The organism is Shewanella donghaensis, assembly GCF_007567505.1.
Classification (GTDB): Bacteria; Pseudomonadota; Gammaproteobacteria; order Enterobacterales; family Shewanellaceae; genus Shewanella; species Shewanella donghaensis.
The window spans coordinates 3,721,803-3,740,815 of the sequence record NZ_CP041783.1; the positions used below are offsets into that span (position 1 = coordinate 3,721,803).

General features: G+C 42.2%; 13 protein-coding genes. All 13 read left to right on the plus strand.

What is annotated here, in order from left to right:
• Nucleotides 1-16 precede the first annotated feature (16 nt).
• The 13 genes from FPK91_RS16040 to tldD all read left to right on the plus strand — a co-directional run bounded on the left by FPK91_RS16040 (nucleotide 17) and on the right by tldD (nucleotide 18,860).
• Entirely contained in the window at nucleotides 17-523 is a 507-nt protein-coding gene (locus FPK91_RS16040) for a type II secretion system protein (protein WP_227006591.1), read from the plus strand.
• Entirely contained in the window at nucleotides 513-1,043 is a 531-nt protein-coding gene (locus FPK91_RS16045; RefSeq protein WP_144212322.1) for a type IV pilus modification PilV family protein, read from the plus strand. Before FPK91_RS16040 ends, FPK91_RS16045 begins: the two co-directional genes overlap by 11 nt.
• Nucleotides 1,043-1,900: a PilW family protein gene (locus FPK91_RS16050; protein ID WP_144212324.1), complete on the plus strand. Its 858-nt coding sequence runs from the start codon at nucleotides 1,043-1,045 to the stop codon at nucleotides 1,898-1,900. Before FPK91_RS16045 ends, FPK91_RS16050 begins: the two co-directional genes overlap by 1 nt.
• Nucleotides 1,890-2,369, plus strand: a complete 480-nt coding sequence (locus tag FPK91_RS16055; protein WP_144212326.1) for an MSHA biogenesis protein MshP — start codon at nucleotides 1,890-1,892, stop codon at nucleotides 2,367-2,369. The genes FPK91_RS16050 and FPK91_RS16055 overlap by 11 nt, the downstream gene beginning before the upstream one ends.
• Nucleotides 2,359-7,017 (plus strand): DUF6701 domain-containing protein, encoded by a 4,659-nt coding sequence (locus tag FPK91_RS16060; protein ID WP_144212328.1) that lies wholly within the window; start codon nucleotides 2,359-2,361, stop codon nucleotides 7,015-7,017. The genes FPK91_RS16055 and FPK91_RS16060 overlap by 11 nt, the downstream gene beginning before the upstream one ends.
• A gap of 367 nt (nucleotides 7,018-7,384) precedes the next feature.
• On the plus strand, nucleotides 7,385-8,434 hold the full coding sequence (locus tag FPK91_RS16065; protein ID WP_055022908.1) for a rod shape-determining protein: 1,050 nt from the start codon (nucleotides 7,385-7,387) through the stop codon (nucleotides 8,432-8,434).
• A gap of 63 nt (nucleotides 8,435-8,497) precedes the next feature.
• The gene (mreC, locus tag FPK91_RS16070; protein WP_144212330.1) at nucleotides 8,498-9,439 is read left to right on the plus strand and encodes a rod shape-determining protein MreC; all 942 of its coding nucleotides are present in this window, start codon (nucleotides 8,498-8,500) and stop codon (nucleotides 9,437-9,439) included.
• Entirely contained in the window at nucleotides 9,436-9,924 is a 489-nt protein-coding gene (mreD, locus tag FPK91_RS16075) for a rod shape-determining protein MreD (protein WP_144212332.1), read from the plus strand. Before mreC ends, mreD begins: the two co-directional genes overlap by 4 nt.
• A 2-nt stretch (nucleotides 9,925-9,926) precedes the next feature.
• Complete coding sequence (locus FPK91_RS16080) at nucleotides 9,927-10,514, plus strand: Maf family protein (protein ID WP_168926928.1); 588 nt, start codon at nucleotides 9,927-9,929, stop codon at nucleotides 10,512-10,514.
• Nucleotides 10,515-10,611: 97 nt separating this feature from the next.
• The gene (rng, locus tag FPK91_RS16085; RefSeq protein ID WP_144212336.1) at nucleotides 10,612-12,102 is read left to right on the plus strand and encodes a ribonuclease G; all 1,491 of its coding nucleotides are present in this window, start codon (nucleotides 10,612-10,614) and stop codon (nucleotides 12,100-12,102) included.
• The gene (locus FPK91_RS16090; RefSeq protein ID WP_144212339.1) at nucleotides 12,102-16,520 is read left to right on the plus strand and encodes a YhdP family protein; all 4,419 of its coding nucleotides are present in this window, start codon (nucleotides 12,102-12,104) and stop codon (nucleotides 16,518-16,520) included. The genes rng and FPK91_RS16090 overlap by 1 nt, the downstream gene beginning before the upstream one ends.
• The gene (locus FPK91_RS16095; RefSeq protein ID WP_144212341.1) at nucleotides 16,444-17,283 is read left to right on the plus strand and encodes a carbon-nitrogen hydrolase family protein; all 840 of its coding nucleotides are present in this window, start codon (nucleotides 16,444-16,446) and stop codon (nucleotides 17,281-17,283) included. The genes FPK91_RS16090 and FPK91_RS16095 overlap by 77 nt, the downstream gene beginning before the upstream one ends.
• 128 nt (nucleotides 17,284-17,411) lie before the next feature.
• Entirely contained in the window at nucleotides 17,412-18,860 is a 1,449-nt protein-coding gene (tldD, locus tag FPK91_RS16100; RefSeq protein WP_144212343.1) for a metalloprotease TldD, read from the plus strand.
• The last annotated feature ends 153 nt before the right edge of the window (nucleotides 18,861-19,013 follow it).

Consider the following 19,013-nt stretch of genomic DNA (forward strand, 5'->3'; position numbering starts at 1 on the left):
TTTTTGATAGGTAGTAATGATCTTAATCCATCGGTTTATGCATAAACGCTTGAATACTGGTTTCAGCTTAGTTGAGCTGGTGACGACGATCCTGATTGTTGGGATTATTGCGGTATTCGTGATCCCAAAACTTATCCCCCAGTCAAGTTACAGCGCTTATACTTTACGTAATGAATTTATCAGTGAACTGAGACAAGTTCAGTTAAAGTCGATGAATAACAGCGATCGCTGCTATCGTATTAATGTTACTGCAACGGGCTATCAACAGAGTCATTATTCCCAAAATATTAATCCCTCTTCAACAGGCTGCAATACAGCTAATCTCATTCGAACTGAAATAGAGCAATCTTTTCAAGGTGGCGCCTATATCGAACTCATAAGCTCAAGTTCATCCACATTCTTTTTAGATTTTGATAATTATGGCCGTTCGACGTTAACCTGTGCTGGTGTGTGTTTTAATGCGGTTGCAGATGAAACCTTGCAAATCGCGATGGAAGCAGAGGGTTATATTCATGGCTTATAAAAGCTCAATATTTCCTCTTTATCAGACGGCAAAAGCAAAGGGCTTTACCTTAATTGAACTTGTGGTGGGTATGCTGGTATTAAGTATCGCTATCGTACTACTGACCTCAATGTTACTGCCACAGGGCGATCGCGCCGTTGAGACATTATCAAGGGTTCGCTCTGCTGAGCTTGCTCATTCGGTGATGAATGAAATATGGGCTAAACGCTTTGATGAAAACACTAATTCTAATGGCGGTATTCCCGCCTGTAATGCGCCATTAGGGGTCGCTTGCTCAACAAATTTAGGGCCAAACGGTGAAAGCCGTAATGACTATAACGATGTTGATGATTATATTGGCTTAAATATAAACAGCAATATACTCGACTCAACACAAACCTATGCTGAGGTGTATTTAGGTTACGGTTTAGAAGTTGATGTGGAGTATTTAAATGGGCAGGCTGCTAAATTGATTACAGTAGAAGTGACTACGCCAAATGGTGAAGTTATTAGTTACCAAGCGGTAAGGAGTAACTATTAATGGCGTTGCTTCAAAGCACTAAAAAAATGGCTAAGCAAGGCGGTTTCACTTTAGTTGAAATGGTTACCGTCATTTTAATATTGGGCATTTTGATTGTTGGGGTCAGCAGCTTTGTGATTTTTGGCACTCGTATATTTGTTGAATCCAGCTCGATCGATCAGGTGCTTAGCCAAAGCCGTTTTGCTGTCGAGCGCATGACTCGTGATATTCGTAACGCTGTGCCCAACAGTGTGCGTTTAAATGAGGCTAATTCAGGTGCTTTTCAATGTATTGAACTATTACCCATAGAATCTAGCAGTAGTTATCTTAATCTACCTATTTACCCTGATGCAGCAGCATCAACCGGTACTATCATTGATAATGGTTTGAGTGTTAATAGTGGTCAATTTGCTATCGTTTACCCTTTAGCTAATGCAAGCATTGGTGGGGTCAATGATATATATCAAGCGAGCAGAAATAAGCGTTTTGAAGTGCAATCTACCAGTACCACAGCCAATGAAATGACCTTAACCTTTACTGGTGCTGTGCAGTTTACAGAACAATCAACAATTAAAAGAATATATTTTGCAAACCAACCTATTAGCTATTGCTTCGAAAGCCTTGCTGGAGTTCCTGACGTTAAGTTATATCGATACTCTGACTATGGCTATATTCCCGATCAGCCAGCGCCTTCAGGTATGGGAACTGGCGTGTTAATGGCTGAAAACATCAGTAATAGTCTTTTGCTTGAGCCTGCAATCAAGGTTACCGAACAAAATTTAATGACCAACTCTATTGTGCATCTAGAGCCTCGTTTTAGTGTCAATGGCGAGACGTTTAAATATCAGCATCAAGTACAGGTGACGAATGTCCCATAATCCTCAATCGACTAAGCCTAGATTTAATACTTCTTTTCCTTTGCGTAGCCAACAGGGAAGTGCGTTAGTGATTGCTGTATTTGTATTGCTGGTGATGTTTTTATTAGCAGGCAGTTTAATTCGTATGCTCGAAGATGGGGATGAAGCAGTGAATGTCGAAGTATGGGGTGCCAGAGCATTATTTAGTGCTAATAGCGGCGCTGATGCTGAGCTAGCGGTGTTGTTTCCTGTTGCGGGTGGTATTGGGGTATGTAATTCAACGACTCACGCTTGGACACCGCCAACTACGATTGGTTTTCATGGCTGTAGTGTTTCGGTCACTTGTACGCCGATAACGGCAGGGGTTACGACGCAATATAAAATTGTCAGTAATGCAGTGTGTGAGACAGGCAATTGTACTGGTAATGCAGCAATTACCGATTGTTTGCGGGTTAATCGACAAGTAGAGGTAGAAGCCCGTGGGAATTAAATCAGTACACCTAACTATCAAGCTAATAGCGTTAGGATTGTTATTAATTGCTCCTATTACTCATGTGAAAGCAGATTGGAGTAATACCTTCATTGAGGGAGTAAACAACATAGATGCTCAAGGTAGTATCAACTTAAATAGTTCATTTATTTATAATGCACCAACTAACGGACAACTACCTACTTATAATTATGTGCAAGGTGGTGATGCTGCGGCAAAACTATGTGTGCCTTCAAATAATAACCCTAAAGATTGTAAAGAAGGTAACTTCGTTGCTTCACTGCCAGTTGATAGGCTAGATTTTTCTCAATGTGAATCTGAAAGTACTGATGTAATTGGCCCGCCGTCGTGGGAAGAAAAAACTATCGAAATCTCTGAAGGTGAATATGGGAGTATTACCATCGGCGGAGGCGGTGATAGAACAATTGAATTTACCACTTCAAATTCAGAAGGTATTTATAGGATTAACAGCTTAAGTGGTAGCTCAGGGAATATTATTCTAGCACCAGGTCAATATTGGATTGATACCTTATCAATTACCAGCGGTGTAAATTTAGTCTTTCCTGATGATGGCTCTGTCACTTTTTTTATTCAAAGTGATTATACTCATTTCAACCTAAATTTAATTGATGATCCCAAACGCTTTTTAATTTATAGCTATGGCAATTTTACTTTAAACGGAGGTGCGACATTAAATGCTTATGTTGTATCCGAAAATGCAGCAACGATAAGTGGGTCAGCTAACCTTAATGGTGGCCTGACGGCTCAAAATATTAGTATGGGTGGTAGTGCTTCGGTCACGTTTTCTGATACCCAAGGTGAAATTTCAGTTACTCCAAACTGCGATACAACGCAACCAGAAGCGTTTCATATTCAATACGGTAAATCCACTTCTGGAAGTGTGACTTTTGATACGGCTTTTCCTGACAGTGTAACCCCACTTGTATTTTTAATGCCAACTATCGAGCAAGGCAATATCAGTAATGATGGACCGGCATCTGTATTTTTAAACGGTACGCCTACAACAACTGGATTTAGTTGGGTGCAGAAAGAACCTGAGTCACCCAGTAATCGTTATGTAGAATCAGAACCCATGACCGAAGTGCATTGGGTAGCTGTGAATGCGGGGACCCATGATTTACCCAATGGTATGCAACTTATTGCAGGGACGGTAGAGGTCGACAGTGCGCACATCGGCTCTAACAATTCGAGTGATCGCTATGTCGATGTGGACTTACCTTCGTCACAAAATGTATTGCTAAATCAAATACAAACCCAAGTTAATAACTGCTGGCTGACCAGTCTTTCGCAATTCACTAATACGGGGATTCAACTGGCGATGGACACCTCTGAAGTGAGGAGTAATAACAGTAAATGTCAGCCAGGTGATTTAGATAATAATCAAATAGACTCTGAAACCGTTGCTTATTTGAGCTTACCGTCTGGTAGTGGTTCTATTGTATTAAACAGTGAAAACCTCAATTATCATTTTGGTCAAGCACAGACATTTACTTCAGGCAGTATTCAAAATCTGGCTTATCAATGTGCTTATACTTCTGACCTTGAAGGGTTTACTAATCCGCCGATTTTTGTGGCCGGTAAAAATAGTCGCCGTGGTGGTGATGGAGGTTGGCTAAGGCGATGCCAACTCACTAATTCTATTGTGAGTATGGGCATTGATGAAGATACTTATCGCGACACTGATCGTAGCCATATCTGGGAAAATTATAGTTTTATTGCATTAGAGAAATCCGTACCGCTTACGCAATGTTTTACTGATGACTTTAATCGCAGTGATGTGGGTGATGATTGGGTGGTCTCTGAAAGTCGTGGTGGGTTTATTCCTGCTATTGTGAATAGTCGACTTCGGATAACCGAAGCTGCTGGTAATCAGGCAACGTCATCGACATATCAGCGACTTTTCCCCGCAGCTGATAACTTAGTGACTATTGAATTTGATCATTATGCCTATGGTGGTAGCGGTGCTGATGGTATCGCTTTTGTGCTATCCGATGCTTCAATTACTCCTCAACCAGGTTCATATGGTGGCCCATTAGGCTACGGTGCTCGTTCGAATGTAGATGGTTTTGCTGGTGGGTGGTTAGGTTTCGGTATTGATGAATATGGTAACTTCTCTATTGAGGGGGGACCCGATGGACCTGGCAGGCGTCGTCAATCGGTTGCCATTCGCGGTTCTGGTGCAGGAACTTCGGGGTACCCTTATTTACGTGGCACTTGCGACAATGGTACAACGAATCCTAGTGGTAATTGTTTATCGCCAACCGTCGATAATAATGAAAATTCAAACCATCGCTATCGTATAACTGTTGACTCCCAAGTGGCTGGACAATCAATGGTTAGTGTTGAGCGAGACACTGGTGATGGCAACGGTTACGTAATGCTCATTTCCCCTTTTGATGCCGCATCAGAACCTAACCAGTCGGAAGTCCCTACTGATTTTTTACTATCATTAACAGGCTCGACAGGTGGGGCAACTAATAATCATGAAATTGATAATGTTGAAATTTGTGCGCTTGATTCCAACCCGATAGGGGTGGTGATTGACCATTTTGAATTCACTCATACTGGTGCGGCGTTAACCTGTAATGCTGAGCCGATGACGTTAAAAGCTTGTGCTAATGCAGACTGTACTCAAACAGTACCGGATTTTGTCACCGCAACCTTAAGCCCTGCAACAATAACTGCTGGTGGCGGTTGGATTGGAGGTAATGTGGTTGGCTTTAGTGGTGGAAGCACTAATCTAGAACTAAGAAACAATACTGCAGGGTCTGTTACTGTGGATGTCACAGGTTCAACACCAGGAGCTAAGCCTTTTAGCACCACCTTATGTAGCGTTGCAGGAAGTCCCCCAACAGCGGCGCAATGTACGTTTAATTTTGCAGATAGTGGCTTTATTTTTGAGGTGCCAGATAAATTAGCGAATAAACCCACTGGGGTCATTAATATCTCTGCAGTAGAGAAAGATAGCGAAACTCTGGAATGTATTCCTCAATTTGCTGATGTCACCAAGAGTGTGGGATTTTGGAGTGATTATGTTGAGCCTAGTACCGTTATCTCTGGTCAAAATGTGTCGGTGACAGGTTCTGGTGCTGCAACTAATATTGGTACAAGTGTCGGCACCCGAACACCGATTAATTTGGACTTTGACAATAATGGTATTGCCGAGATTGATGTTAATTACCCTGATGCTGGTCAGATGCAATTAAATGCCCGATATGATGGTAGTGGTGACGAAGTTGGCTTAATCATGCTTGGAAGTGACCTATTTGTCAGCTTTCCTGTCGGATTATGTGTTAACCCCGTTGACACTAATGCCAGTTGTGCAGCAGGAAATAGCAGTTGCAATGTGTATAAAAAAGCGGGCGATGGGTTTGATTTATCCATTCAAGGCATGGCGTGGGAATCTGATGGTGATGTCGATTTTTGCGATAATTTATCTACCCCTAACTATATTCACCCAGGGATGACTTTAACCAGTGAGTTAATAGCCCCTAAACCTGGTGAAGAAGGCAGCCTTAGTCTTGGCAACTACGACCATAATGCGGCAACTAATAATACTAATACGATTACGCAATCTATAAGTGAAGTTGGTGTGTTTGAGTTTAAAGTAAAACCGCCTTCAAGTTATGAAGGTTCCTCATTTTACGATATTCCATTAGCTAGCTCGGGCAATATAGGCCGCTTTGTACCTGATAGATTTGCCATTAGCGGTGTCAGTGTTATTGCGGCTTGTACAAACTTCAACTACATGGATCAGCCATTTCAAATGGCGATGAATATTAGTGCCTTTAATACTGGCAGCGAAGTGACTAAAAATTATAAAGACAGTTTCGCCAAGGCCACTGCGCTATTGGTGGGGGCTGACAGCCTAGATGGTGATGATAAACGCAATCGCTTGAGTTCATTGCCTGTCACGGCGAGTTCTTGGATTGAAGGGATTGCAACAGTCGATAGTAGTTATATGGCGACATTGAGCAGGCTTGCTGCCCCAGGAAAAGATGGTCCGTTTGATAGTTTTGATATCGGAGTTATTGTTGAAGATAACGACAATAATCATTCAGGTAGCAACGCCGACAATAACGCTTTTGTTGCCAATCCTGATATGAATGCGGCAACATCAGGTAGTTGTGGCAGTTTTTGTGATGCCAAGCAACTTTCAACTCAGCGTTTTCGTCATGGTCGCGTGGTGATGGACAACACTTATGGTGCTGAAAAAGATACGCTTCAAATGGCAACTCGTGCAGAGTATTGGGATGGCACCAATTGGATGCTAAATATTGAAGATAGTTGCAGTGTGGTAACCCCTGCATTAGCGACTCAGATTGATGATGCCACTTTAGGTTATAAATATGAGCCTGCATTGGTTGCAGGGCAAGCGATTACAAGAGCAGGCCAATCCACTAGCTTTGCTAACGGTGAATTTACCTTATTATGGAATGCAGTTATTACTGGCTCGACAGACTACCGAGGTCAAGTGACTGCACCATTATCTGTTCCTACTTGGTTGCAATGGTATTGGGATTGGGATGCTACGTCTTCAACCACGCTTTATGATCCTAGAGCGAGTGCTTTTTTCGGTCGTTATCGTGGTCATGACAGAATAATTTATTGGCGAGAAGTACGTTAATTATTGAACGAGTGTCTTATTCATTTAATTAGCGTCGTTTAAGAGTCGTCATTTAATTAGCATCATTTGGTAATCACTATTTTCTACGAATATTGAGCATTCATTTTTTACTTCATGAGATCGGCAATGTTTTGTTACTTTGCTGTGCCGAGCCAAAGTTAATCGTTATTAACTTTGGTATTACTCTGATGGAATTTTAACCATAGTTGAGTAGTTTTTAGCGAATAGTGAATTAAATTGCCTAATATAGAAAAAAAAGCCCTAGATTAGCGATTGTTAACCTGTTCGGTCTTGTGCAATATCAGTGGCATTGATAAAGTTACCTGATTTTTCTTTCTTCTGACTTTACAGAATACAGGCTAGGTACATGTTCAAGAAGCTGCGTGGCGTTTTTTCAAACGACCTATCGATCGATTTAGGTACGGCAAATACATTAATTTACGTTCGTGACGAAGGTATCGTGTTAAACGAACCATCAGTTGTGGCTATTCGTGGCGAGCGTGGCAGTAGCGGACAAAAATCAGTGGCTGCTGTAGGTACAGATGCTAAGCAAATGCTAGGTCGTACTCCTGGTAATATTCAAGCGATTCGCCCAATGAAAGATGGTGTGATTGCAGATTTCTACGTGACTGAAAAAATGCTACAGCACTTCATTAAGCAAGTGCATAACAATAGCTTTTTCCGTCCAAGCCCACGTGTTCTTGTTTGTGTGCCAGTTGGCGCAACACAAGTTGAACGTCGTGCTATTCGTGAATCAGCCATGGGTGCTGGTGCTCGCGAAGTTTATTTAATTGAAGAGCCAATGGCTGCTGCAATTGGTGCTGGTTTACCCGTATCTGAAGCAACCGGTTCAATGGTTGTTGATATCGGTGGTGGTACTACTGAAGTTGCGATTATCTCACTCAACGGTGTGGTTTATTCTTCATCGGTTCGTATTGGTGGTGATAAATTTGATGATGCAATCATTAACTATGTTCGCCGCAACTACGGCAGCTTAATTGGTGAAGCAACCGCAGAGCGTATTAAGCACACTATTGGTACTGCTTACCCTGGTGATGAAGTCCTTGAGATTGAAGTCCGTGGTCGTAACCTTGCTGAAGGTGTACCAAGAAGCTTTACACTTAATAGCAACGAAATTTTAGAAGCACTGCAAGAGCCTTTATCAGGTATTGTGAGTGCGGTAATGGTTGCCCTTGAGCAATCTCCACCAGAGCTAGCTTCTGATATTTCAGAGCGTGGCATGGTATTAACTGGTGGTGGTGCATTACTGCGGGATCTTGATCGCTTATTAATGCAAGAAACGGGTATCCCAGTGATGGTTGCTGATGATCCGTTAACCTGTGTTGCTCGTGGCGGCGGTAAAGCGCTTGAAATGATCGACATGCACGGTGGCGACTTATTCTCTGAAGAGAACTAAAGAGCGAACCTATGGCGGTATATATTCTGACATTGATGTGCAGATTATTACCGCCTACTAATTATGAAACCAATTTTTGTTCGTGGTATATCGCAACAATTTAGACTAACACTGGCAATTTTTTTGTCGGTGGTCTTACTTATCTCTAATGATCGCCTTGATCCTATTCGACAGTCCATTTCTTCTGTTTTAAGCCCATTACAATATTTAGCCAATGTACCAGGAGTGTTACTCGACTGGTCAGCGGATTCAATTTCGACGCGTAATATGTTGGCATTGCAAAATAAAGAATTAATGAGACAGCAATTGCTGATGTCTGAGCGTTTGCAGCGTTTTGAACATTTACGCCAAGAGAATGAACGTCTCAGAGCATTGTTAGGCTCACCAGTGCATATGGACTCGCGAAAAGTGGTTGCTGAAGTGATGGAAGTCGCCAGTGATCCTTTCAGACATTATGTGGTTTTGAACCATGGTGCGAGAACCGGTGTTTTTGTCGGCCAATCAGTGGTCGATGCTAAAGGCGTTGTCGGTCAAGTCGTTGAGGTCAGTGAATTGACTAGTCGTGTGTTATTAGTGACTGACCCAACTCATGGTATTCCTGTACGTATCACTCGAAATGATGTTCGAGCTATGGCACAAGGTACCGGCGATATTGATGAAATTGAACTACGCCATGTTGCCAAAAGTACCGATGTGAATGTGGGTGACTTATTGGTGACATCAGGCTTAGGTAATCGCTTTCCTGAAGGTTATCCCGTAGCTCGGGTTATGCAGATCTCACGCGATGCAGGTCAAAGCTATTCTGTTATTTCAGCGCAACCTTTAGCGGCATTAGACCGTATTCGTTACGTGCTACTTATCTGGCCAGATGAAGAGTCTGAATCAGAGCTAGATTCGCTGATTAAAGCTGTTATTCCAACTGACATTGAAAACCTTAATGAAGCCGATTCGGCTGACTCAGATACCGAAATAGATACCGAAATTGATGCTGAGGTAAGCCAATGAGTGCGCATATCGCCAATGGCCGCATTGTGGTTTTGATTACGATATTTATTGGGATGATGTTTCAAATCATGCCGCTACCAGCAATTGTTGAAGCTTGGCGTCCTGATTGGTTATTAATGGTAATGATTTACTGGGCAATGGCATTGCCGCACCGTTATAGCGTATTAACGGCCTGGGTTATTGGTGTGTTACTTGATGTGTTACTTGGCGCCACTTTGGGTGTGCGGTCGTTAGCATTTTCTATTGTTATTTATCTTATCGTGATTCAATCGCAGCGGTTACGCAACTTTACGCGCTGGCAGCAGTCTATATTAGTGGCGCTGTTTGTGTGTTTGTATCATTTTATTATTTATTGGGTTGAGTTTGTCATTAATGGTGTTCAATTCAACTGGTCGATGTTTTTGCCCGCAATATCCAGTATTTTTATGTGGTGGTGGTTTTTCTGGGTGCTTAGAAATATCCGTAGACGTTATAAGGTTCGCTAATTATGAGTTGGGTTCTCGCTTCAACTTCACCACGTCGTAAAGAGTTACTGGCGCAAGCTGGCTTTTCTGATGCAAATTTTTCTTTTGAACAGGTATCACCGGATATTGATGAGTCACATATCACCGGTGAAAGCGCAGCTGACTTTGTTGTTCGACTAGCAAAGGAAAAAGCGGCGACTGGCTTTGGACTATGTAGTGATATTCCAAATGCTAAAGTATTGGGCTCAGATACCATTGTCGTCTTAGGTGATCAGATATTAGGGAAACCGACTGACAAGCAAGATGCGCTAACGATGTTAACAGCGCTATCAGGTCACACTCATAACGTCATGACGGCTGTAGCAGTCACTAATGGCAAAACCACGTTAACTAGATTATGTATTACTGCGGTGACGTTTTGTTCGTTGAACACTCAAACAATACAAGCATATATCGACACACAAGAACCTATGGATAAAGCTGGAGCTTATGGTATTCAGGGATTAGGTGGCTGTTTTGTTGCATCAATTAAAGGCAGTTATTCTGCTGTAGTCGGGTTGCCGCTAGTTGAGACCCGTGAATTAATCAATGAAATGAATCTTATCGAATAGCGTTAAAAAATTTCTGCGTTACATGTAACGGACACGGTCATAAGTAAGATGACTCGACAATCATTATCGTTACATTAAGACGTTAAACAGGTGGCTTATGCAAACAAAATCTCAGCGTAAAAAAGGCTCAGAATTACTGATTAATGTCACCCCAACTGAAGCGAGAGTTGCGCTTGTTGAGCATGGCGTATTGCAAGAAGTTCACATTGAACGACGCATGAAACGTGGTTTAGTGGGTAATATTTACAAAGGTAAAATTAGCCGAGTTCTGCCAGGAATGCAGGCTGCCTTTGTTGATATCGGCCTTGATAAAGCGGCTTTTTTGCATGCTTCAGACATTGTTCCCCATACTGAATGTGTTGCCGATGTTGAAAAAGGCAACTTCGTTGTTCGTGATATTGCTGAACTTGTTAGACAAGGTCAGGACATTATGGTGCAAGTGGTTAAAGACCCTCTTGGAACCAAAGGCGCACGTTTAACCACCGATATCACCCTCCCATCTCGTTATTTAGTGTTTATGCCTGGCTCGAGTCATGTGGGCGTATCGCAACGTATCGAAGAAGAAACTGAACGTTCTCGCCTAAAATCGATTACAGAACCTTATGTAGATGAAGATGGTGGCTTCATTATTCGCACCGCAGCAGAGGGTGTAGGTGGTGATGAATTAGCCCAAGATGCAGCATTTTTACGTCGAGTTTGGAAAAAGGTCAGTGAACGTCGTAAACGTAAAGGCACCACCTTGCTTTACCAAGACCTTGCTTTACAAGTGCGGATTATTCGTGACTTTGTGGGTACTGAGCTTGATCATATTCAAGTGGATTCCCGCCGTACGTTTGCTGAACTACAAGGTTTTGCACAAGAGTTTATGCCTGAAATCGCAGAGAAACTTGCACATTACTCAGGTCCCGCGCCGATTTTTGAACTCTATGATGTTGAGAACGAAATTCAGCGTGCATTAGGCAGAAAGGTCGAGTTGAAGTCAGGTGGTTATTTAATTATTGATCAAACTGAAGCAATGACCACTGTCGATATCAATACCGGCGCATTTGTTGGGCATCGTAATTTAGCCGAAACCATCTTTAATACTAACCTTGAAGCGACTCAAGCTATTGCGAGGCAACTACGTTTACGTAATCTTGGCGGCATTATCATTATTGATTTTATCGACATGATGAATGAAGAACATAAGAAGCGTGTGTTAGACAGTCTCAACAATGCATTAGCAAACGATAGAGTTAAAACCAGCGTGAGTGGATTTTCGGGTTTAGGCCTAGTGGAAATGACCCGTAAACGGACGCGAGAAAGTCTTGAGCACGTAGTGTGTGGTGAATGTCCAGCTTGCCAAGGCACGGGTTCAATGAAAACCGTTGAAACGGTTTCATATGAAGTATTTAGAGAAATTATTAGATTGAATCGTGCTTATGAAGCCGATGAGTTTTTATTATATTGCTCGCCTGCGGTTTATAAGAGTTTAAGTAACGAAGAAGGCCACTTACTTGCTGAGTTAGAGGTCTATATTGGTAAACGTGTACGACTGCAAAATGAGACTTTATATACCCAAAACAAATATGACGTGGTGATGGTGTAGTGCCCAAGAGTAAAACATTAACGGCTTTCCGAATATGCTTTCAATCAGTAGCCATAGTCTTAGTACTATTTGCGCTAGCGGTTAGCCTTATCCGTGGTTTACTCCCGCACTTACCTGAAGTTCGTAACGAAGTTGTCGATTACCTGCGTGACCAATATCAAATAGAAGTGCAAGTGGGCAAACTCTCTGCCGAGTGGCAAGCGTTTGGCCCTGCACTCACGGTCAGTAATATTGTTGTGCCTCCACAGCAAAATTTACCCGTCACAATTATTGCTAATAAAGTTCATTTAAAGTTAGATTTCTGGCAGACATTATTAAGTTTTACACCGCAGATTGAAACGGTGAAATTTGATGGATTACATGTAGCACTCAACATGGACGAACTGTCATCTACTAGTCCCTCAACCAAGACCAATGCAGACATGGATTGGTTATATGTGTTGCTTTTAGAGCAACTGGAAACGTTTTCAATTAGCGATGCAACGCTTCAACTTTTGAGCCAACATCATGATTATAGGCCTATTTATGTTAGCAATTTAGCTTGGCATAATATGGACGAGATGCATCGTGCTAAAGGCTTCATTCATTTAGATGAAGCCGCTTCAGCGCAAGAGTTATTAGCCTTAAGAATTGATTTAGAAGGCGATGGCTACCAGCCTGATGATCTCGTCGGACAAATCTATTTATCCGCAGAATCGTTAGATCTTGGAGAGTGGGCTTCAAGGCAGCATGCTGAAGAATTCAAACTTGATAATATTGAATTTGAAGGTGTGGTAAATTTAAAAGCTTGGCTAGGGCTTGAGCACCGTACCATTAATACTGGCTTGATGATGTTTGAACCTAGCTGGCTGCAATGGGATAGTTCGAATAAGGCACAGCGATTTGCTATTGAGGGGGGCGCACTCACGTGGGAACCCAGTGAGAATGGTTGGATAATAAATAGTCATCAGTTGGACTTTTCGACTAATGGCAGCCCTTGGCCTGAGCTTAACTTCTCTTTAAAAACAAACTACAGCGATTTATCTGTCAGCATGAATCAAATCGCACCGGAAATGATGACCCCATTATTACCGCTCATTCCTAGCGTCGGTGTCAAAGGAATTGATCAATGGCGTAAGCTTAATCCACAAGGGATTATAGGTCCTTTACAATTGTTGAAAGAAGCAGGTAAACCGCTATTACTTAAAACTGACGTTAAGCAATTACAGTGGCAAGCAGTAGATAATATACCTGGCAGTAAAGCTATTGATGCAAAGGTATCTTGGGCCAATGGGATACTTAATGCAGAGTTGCCTACTCAAGCCTACGATTTAGATTTTCAAGACAGTTTTGAAGCGCCACTAAAATTAACCGGTGATGCTTTTCAATTGCAGTATAACCTCAATAAATCCCTATTGATCTTGCCTAAAGTTCACTTCCACAATGACGATATCAGTCTAGAAGCTTCAATGAAGCTGGATATGCTTTCTAACGCTCACCTTGCGCTAAACGCCAATGTGGCGATAACCAATGCCGCTGATGCTGGCCGCTATTTTCCACTCGATACCATGAGCGATAGCTTGGTCACATACCTCAACCAATCCATATTGAAAGGCAATATTCCAGATGCTCAAATTGTATGGCATGGTGAACTTGCCAAATTCCCATATCAAGACAGTTCAGGTATTTTTCAAGCCGGATTTAATCTTAACAATGGAGCATTTGAATTTCAGCCGGATTGGCCGACAGTAGATGATCTAAGCTTATATGCGCTATTTGAAAATGCAGCAATGGATATCATTGTCAATCAAGGTAAGTTACTTGATGTCGATGCCGCGGGTGCCCATGTGTATATTCCCTATATGGGCGATAAAACCACCTTACGCATCGAAGCGAAAGTTGCAGCTGATGCAGTTGCAGCTAAAGCAGTCATCGACAATTCTCCGTTACAAGAGTCCGTAGGAACAACCCTAGATGTAGTGCAAATATCTGGTGATATCGTCAGTGATTTAGATTTAACGATTCCTTTATATGATGATGGTAAAGCGGATAATAAAGGCCTCATCCACTTCAGTAATAACCAGGTTTATATCACCTCACCAGGGTTAGATTTAACGGACGTTAATGGCACTGTGAAATTTACCAATGCTCAAGTCAACGGGCAAAAAATCAACGCCAAATTGTTTGAACAACCGCTAACATTTAACTTTGGTACCGATCAAACCAATACCGGTGACTTAGCATTAAGCGTGGGTCTAAAAGGATTGTGGAACTTAGACAATCTTCCCGAAACCATCGATAACCCTTTATCTGACTATTACTCAGGTCAAATGGATTGGGACGGCGCAGTTACCATGATTTTTGACCCTATTGGTTATCGTCTTCAAGTACAACTCAATTCAGATCTCATTGGTACAGAACTATCCTTACCTGCTCCTTTTACAAAAGTGGCGAGTAAATCAACTCGATTAAGTGCTGAACTTATTGGTGATAATAAACAATCATCACTAGGACTTAAACTGGGTAAAGATGCTGAGTTTTGGGGCGGCTTTACTGAAGAGGGCGGCAGTAATTTAGCCCACTATGATCTGCTTTTAGGTCGCCATTTTAAACTCGGCGATACATTGGCTAAAAATCAAGGGCATATTACGATTGACTTACCCCATGCGGAGTTAACTCAATGGTTACCAATCATTAGTCATTTTACTGATACAGCTACTTCAAGTATTGCTCCGTCTACCGGAGCAGTCACAGAGCTGGCAAAAACGGAACAGGAAATGGCTGGCATTTTTGCTACACAAAGCTCCACAATTTCAGAGGTGGTAAATACCGCTGCCATTCCTGAACAAATGGAAAATGATACTAGTCCAATTGTACCCAGCACGATTGAAAATCTAGCACCACCTCAAACGGTGAACTTTTTTCCTCCGTTATCGTTAATCGATGCCAAAATTGGACAGTTAGATATTTTAGCGCAAAAGTTTAATCAGTTAGCATTCTCAGCCAAACCACTAGAGCATGTATGGCGCTTTGATGTTACCTCAGAGCAGTTTGATGGCAATATTGATTTTTACCCTAGTTGGCGTGAACAAGGGTTAAAGATTGTAGCGAGTAAACTGCACTTATCACCAGAGGTTAAAGCCCCTGAAGATGCCGAATTTACTCCGGATAATATGCTGGATAATTTACCGCCGCTCGCCATCGATGTAGATGACTTTAGGATGTATGAGAAAGATTTTGGCCATCTAGTGTTACAAGGTATTCCATATGATGGTGGTTATCGTTTCCAAACGCTGACATTAACACGGCCAGTTGTTAGTTTGCAGGCTACTGGTGACTGGACCTATACCGACGGCAAAAACCTGACTAAATTTGATGTTAAGTTAAAGGCCAGTAAATTTGATGCATTATCTGAAACCTTAGGTATTAACCCTGGATTAAAAGATGCGCCACTGGATATGGTAGGTGAGTTCTCATGGGAAGGTACACCTTATGGTTTTTCACTGGAAACCTTAAATGGCAAATTACGTTTTGATTTAGGTAAAGGGTATTTATCAGAAATTAGCGATAAAGGAGCGCGTATATTCTCGCTATTCAGTTTAGATTCTATTGTGCGGAAGTTATCTTTAGATTTCTCTGATGTGTTTGGTAAGGGCTTACATTTTGATTCATTTAATGGCTCGCTAGATATTGATAATGGCGTGGTAAAAACAACAGATACTGAAATGGATGCTATTGCCGGTAATATGAAAGTACGTGGTTATACCGACTTAACCACCCAAAGTTTAAATTATGATATTCGCTTTATACCGCAACTGGCATCGAGTGTTCCTACTGTGGTACTACTCAGTACCAGCGCATGGACATTAGGTTTAGGTGCATTTGCACTTACCAAAGTACTAGAGCCTGTGATTGAGATTATTTCAGAAATTCGTTTTCGTTTAGGTGGCACCATGAACGATCCACAGCTAGAAGAGCTTGAGCGAAAAAGTAAAGAAATTGAAATCCCAGAATCAATCTTGCCTAGAAAGCCTGCCGCGGATCCTAATGCCATACCTGTGGGTTTGCCATTGACTCAAAATACGACACAACCTGGTGTTGAAACAGAGACTCAATCAGAAGCTCTAGCAAAAACTCAAATAAAAACAGAGCAAGTCGTCAGTGATGGTCAAAGTAACAATGTCGAAGTTGCAGCCGCAGTGGATGATAACAATAAGGCCGCTAATGAGCCACTTCATAGCACACCTACAGAGTTAGAATCTGAGTCAGAATCTAAGGCTGTGGCAGAGCCAATAAGTGAAGCTTTACCAAATACGCTATCTTTCATAAAGCACCGTCAAAGAGTCAGCCAAGGAGGCGCAGATGCAAATCAGCTTATTGCAATGTCAAAGCAGCAGAGAAGTCGAAGCCAATCTTGCATTTATCGACTCGCAGCTTAGCCAGTTACCTAGAAAAATCAATGAACCACAACTCGTGGTGCTACCTGAGTGCAGCCTGTTATTTGGTGGTCATGAAGATCAACAACTTGCTGTGGCTAGTTCAGATGAAGAGAGTGAATTAAAACAGCAATTAGCTGCACTAGCAAAACGCTACCAAGTTTATATGGTTGCAGGGACTATCCCTATCTCTGCTGATGCAGGCAGAGTATATAGCCGCAGTTACTTATTCGATGACCAAGGCAATACCTTAGGCAGTTATGATAAGTTACACTTATTTGATGTGGAAGTGGCCGACGATACTAAATCCTATCGAGAAAGTGATACATTCTGTCCTGGAGACCGTATTACTGTCATCGATACGCCATTTGGCAAGATAGGATTGGCCATTTGCTATGATATTCGTTTTGCTGATTTATTTAGGGCATTAAGGCTCGCAGGGGCTGAGTTAATCGCATTGCCATCCGCTTTTACCAAGGTCACAGGTGAGGCACATTGGCAGACGTTGATTCAAGCAAGAGCAATTGAAACTCAGTGTTATCTTTTAGCGGCAGATCAATGGGGACAACACAACCACGGTGGCCGCGAAACCTGGGGGCAAAGTATGATTGTTGACCCATGGGGCCGCATAATCGCAGAGAAAAAATCTGGCCTAGGCTGGGTACAAAGCCGTATCGATTTAGGTGAATTAGCAAAAATTAGACAACAAATTCCAGTGGTAAAGCATAATCGCTTTATTACCCCTAGTTTAAACAGCGGTAGTTAGAGTTGAGGGTCTTTGCTCATTGCTTGTGGCTCACTGCTATATTAAAGACTAGCTAAACACGCTGCAAATTCGTTTGTGGTGAAAGACAAGAATCCAAATACAAGCCAAGAGGCTTAAAGAGAGAATTAATGCCATTTTTAGCTCAAGTAGAAAAAAGTTTATTACAAGGTGCGCTAACCCTGGATGGACTTCAAGATTATCTGAAGATTATTCACCAGCATAATATCGATTTTTCAGACTTATATTTTCAAGGTAGTCGCCATGAAACTTGGGCGCTTGAAGATGGCATTATCAAAGAAGGTAGCTTTCATATTGAGCGCGGTGTTGGCGTACGAGCCATTACGGGTGAGAAAACAGGTTTTGCTTACGCAGATGAAATAACGCCAGCGGCTTTACGTTCAGCAGCGGAAGCAGCGCGTGGTATTGCATTGGCAGGTCAAGAGCATAAAGTGCATGCTTTTAAGCGTCATAATACCCATAGCCTTTATAGCAGTGACGATCCAATTGCTTCAATGGAAGAAGCCCCTAAAATTAATTTACTCAAGCAAACTGATGCTTATATTCGCAGTTTAGATAGACGTATTATCCAAGTGGTAGTCAGCTTATCTGGTGTACATGAAGAAATAATAGTCGCAGCCAGCGATGGTACTTTAGCTGCTGATATTAGACCGTTAGTGCGTTTTAATTGTAGTGTTATTTTAGAAGACCAGGGTAAACGTGAACGCGGTAGCGCAGGTGGCGGTGGACGTCACGATTACAGTGTATTTATGGAAACAGATGATGCTGGTTTACCTGTTTGTTTTGATTTTGCCCGTGAAGCAGTGCGCCAAGCGCAAGTTAACGTGAATGCCATTGATGCCCCAGCTGGTGAAATGCCTGTAGTGTTAGGTAATGGCTGGCCTGGCGTATTACTGCATGAAGCAGTAGGTCATGGTTTAGAAGGTGACTTTAACCGTAAAGGCAGCAGTGCATTTAGTGGTAAAGTCGGTCAGCAAGTGGCGTCTGAATTAGTTACCGTTGTAGATGATGGCACCATGTTGAATCGTCGTGGTTCATTAAGTATTGATGATGAAGGTGTGCCGACTCAAAAGACAACTCTTATCGAAAACGGCATATTAAAAGGCTACATGCAGGATAAGCTGAATGCTCGATTGATGGGTGAACCGACAACCGGTAACGGACGTCGTGAGTCTTATGCTCACCTGCCAATGCCACGTATGACAAATACCTATATGGAAGCTGGTAATTCGACCCCTGAAGAAATGATTAAGTCGGTCAAAAAAGGTATCTATGCGCCTAACTTTGGTGGCGGTCAAGTTGATATCACATCAGGTAAATTCGTCTTCTCCGCTTCAGAAGCCTATTTAATTGAGAATGGTGAAGTGACCGAAGCTATTAAAGGGGCTACGCTTATTGGTAATGGCCCTGAAGCCATGAACCAAATCTCTATGGTCGGTAATGATCTTGCTTTAGATAAAGGTGTTGGTGTGTGTGGTAAAGACGGTCAAAGTGTTCCTGTAGGCGTTGGACAACCGACTCTGAAGCTAGACAGTTTAACCGTTGGTGGCACAGCTTAACCGTTGGCGATACAGCGCAAGAGCAGTGGTAAAAAGTTAAGAGAAATTAAAGGTGCTGTTATAGTACCTTTTTTGAGAGCCATATCCCGATCCAAACTAAAAATGGCTCGAATAAAGATAGCTTAACTCGCTGTTGTAGATGTAAAAAGTAAA

Coding starts and splice junctions, on each gene's coding strand:
- FPK91_RS16040 (WP_227006591.1), top strand. CDS start 17: ATGATCTTAATCCATCGGTTTATGCATAAACGCTTGAATACTGGTTTC.
- FPK91_RS16045 (WP_144212322.1), top strand. CDS start 513: ATGGCTTATAAAAGCTCAATATTTCCTCTTTATCAGACGGCAAAAGCA.
- FPK91_RS16050 (WP_144212324.1), top strand. CDS start 1,043: ATGGCGTTGCTTCAAAGCACTAAAAAAATGGCTAAGCAAGGCGGTTTC.
- FPK91_RS16055 (WP_144212326.1), top strand. CDS start 1,890: ATGTCCCATAATCCTCAATCGACTAAGCCTAGATTTAATACTTCTTTT.
- FPK91_RS16065 (WP_055022908.1), top strand. CDS start 7,385: ATGTTCAAGAAGCTGCGTGGCGTTTTTTCAAACGACCTATCGATCGAT.
- mreC (WP_144212330.1), top strand. CDS start 8,498: ATGAAACCAATTTTTGTTCGTGGTATATCGCAACAATTTAGACTAACA.
- mreD (WP_144212332.1), top strand. CDS start 9,436: ATGAGTGCGCATATCGCCAATGGCCGCATTGTGGTTTTGATTACGATA.
- FPK91_RS16080 (WP_168926928.1), top strand. CDS start 9,927: ATGAGTTGGGTTCTCGCTTCAACTTCACCACGTCGTAAAGAGTTACTG.
- rng (WP_144212336.1), top strand. CDS start 10,612: ATGCAAACAAAATCTCAGCGTAAAAAAGGCTCAGAATTACTGATTAAT.
- FPK91_RS16095 (WP_144212341.1), top strand. CDS start 16,444: ATGCAAATCAGCTTATTGCAATGTCAAAGCAGCAGAGAAGTCGAAGCC.
- tldD (WP_144212343.1), top strand. CDS start 17,412: ATGCCATTTTTAGCTCAAGTAGAAAAAAGTTTATTACAAGGTGCGCTA.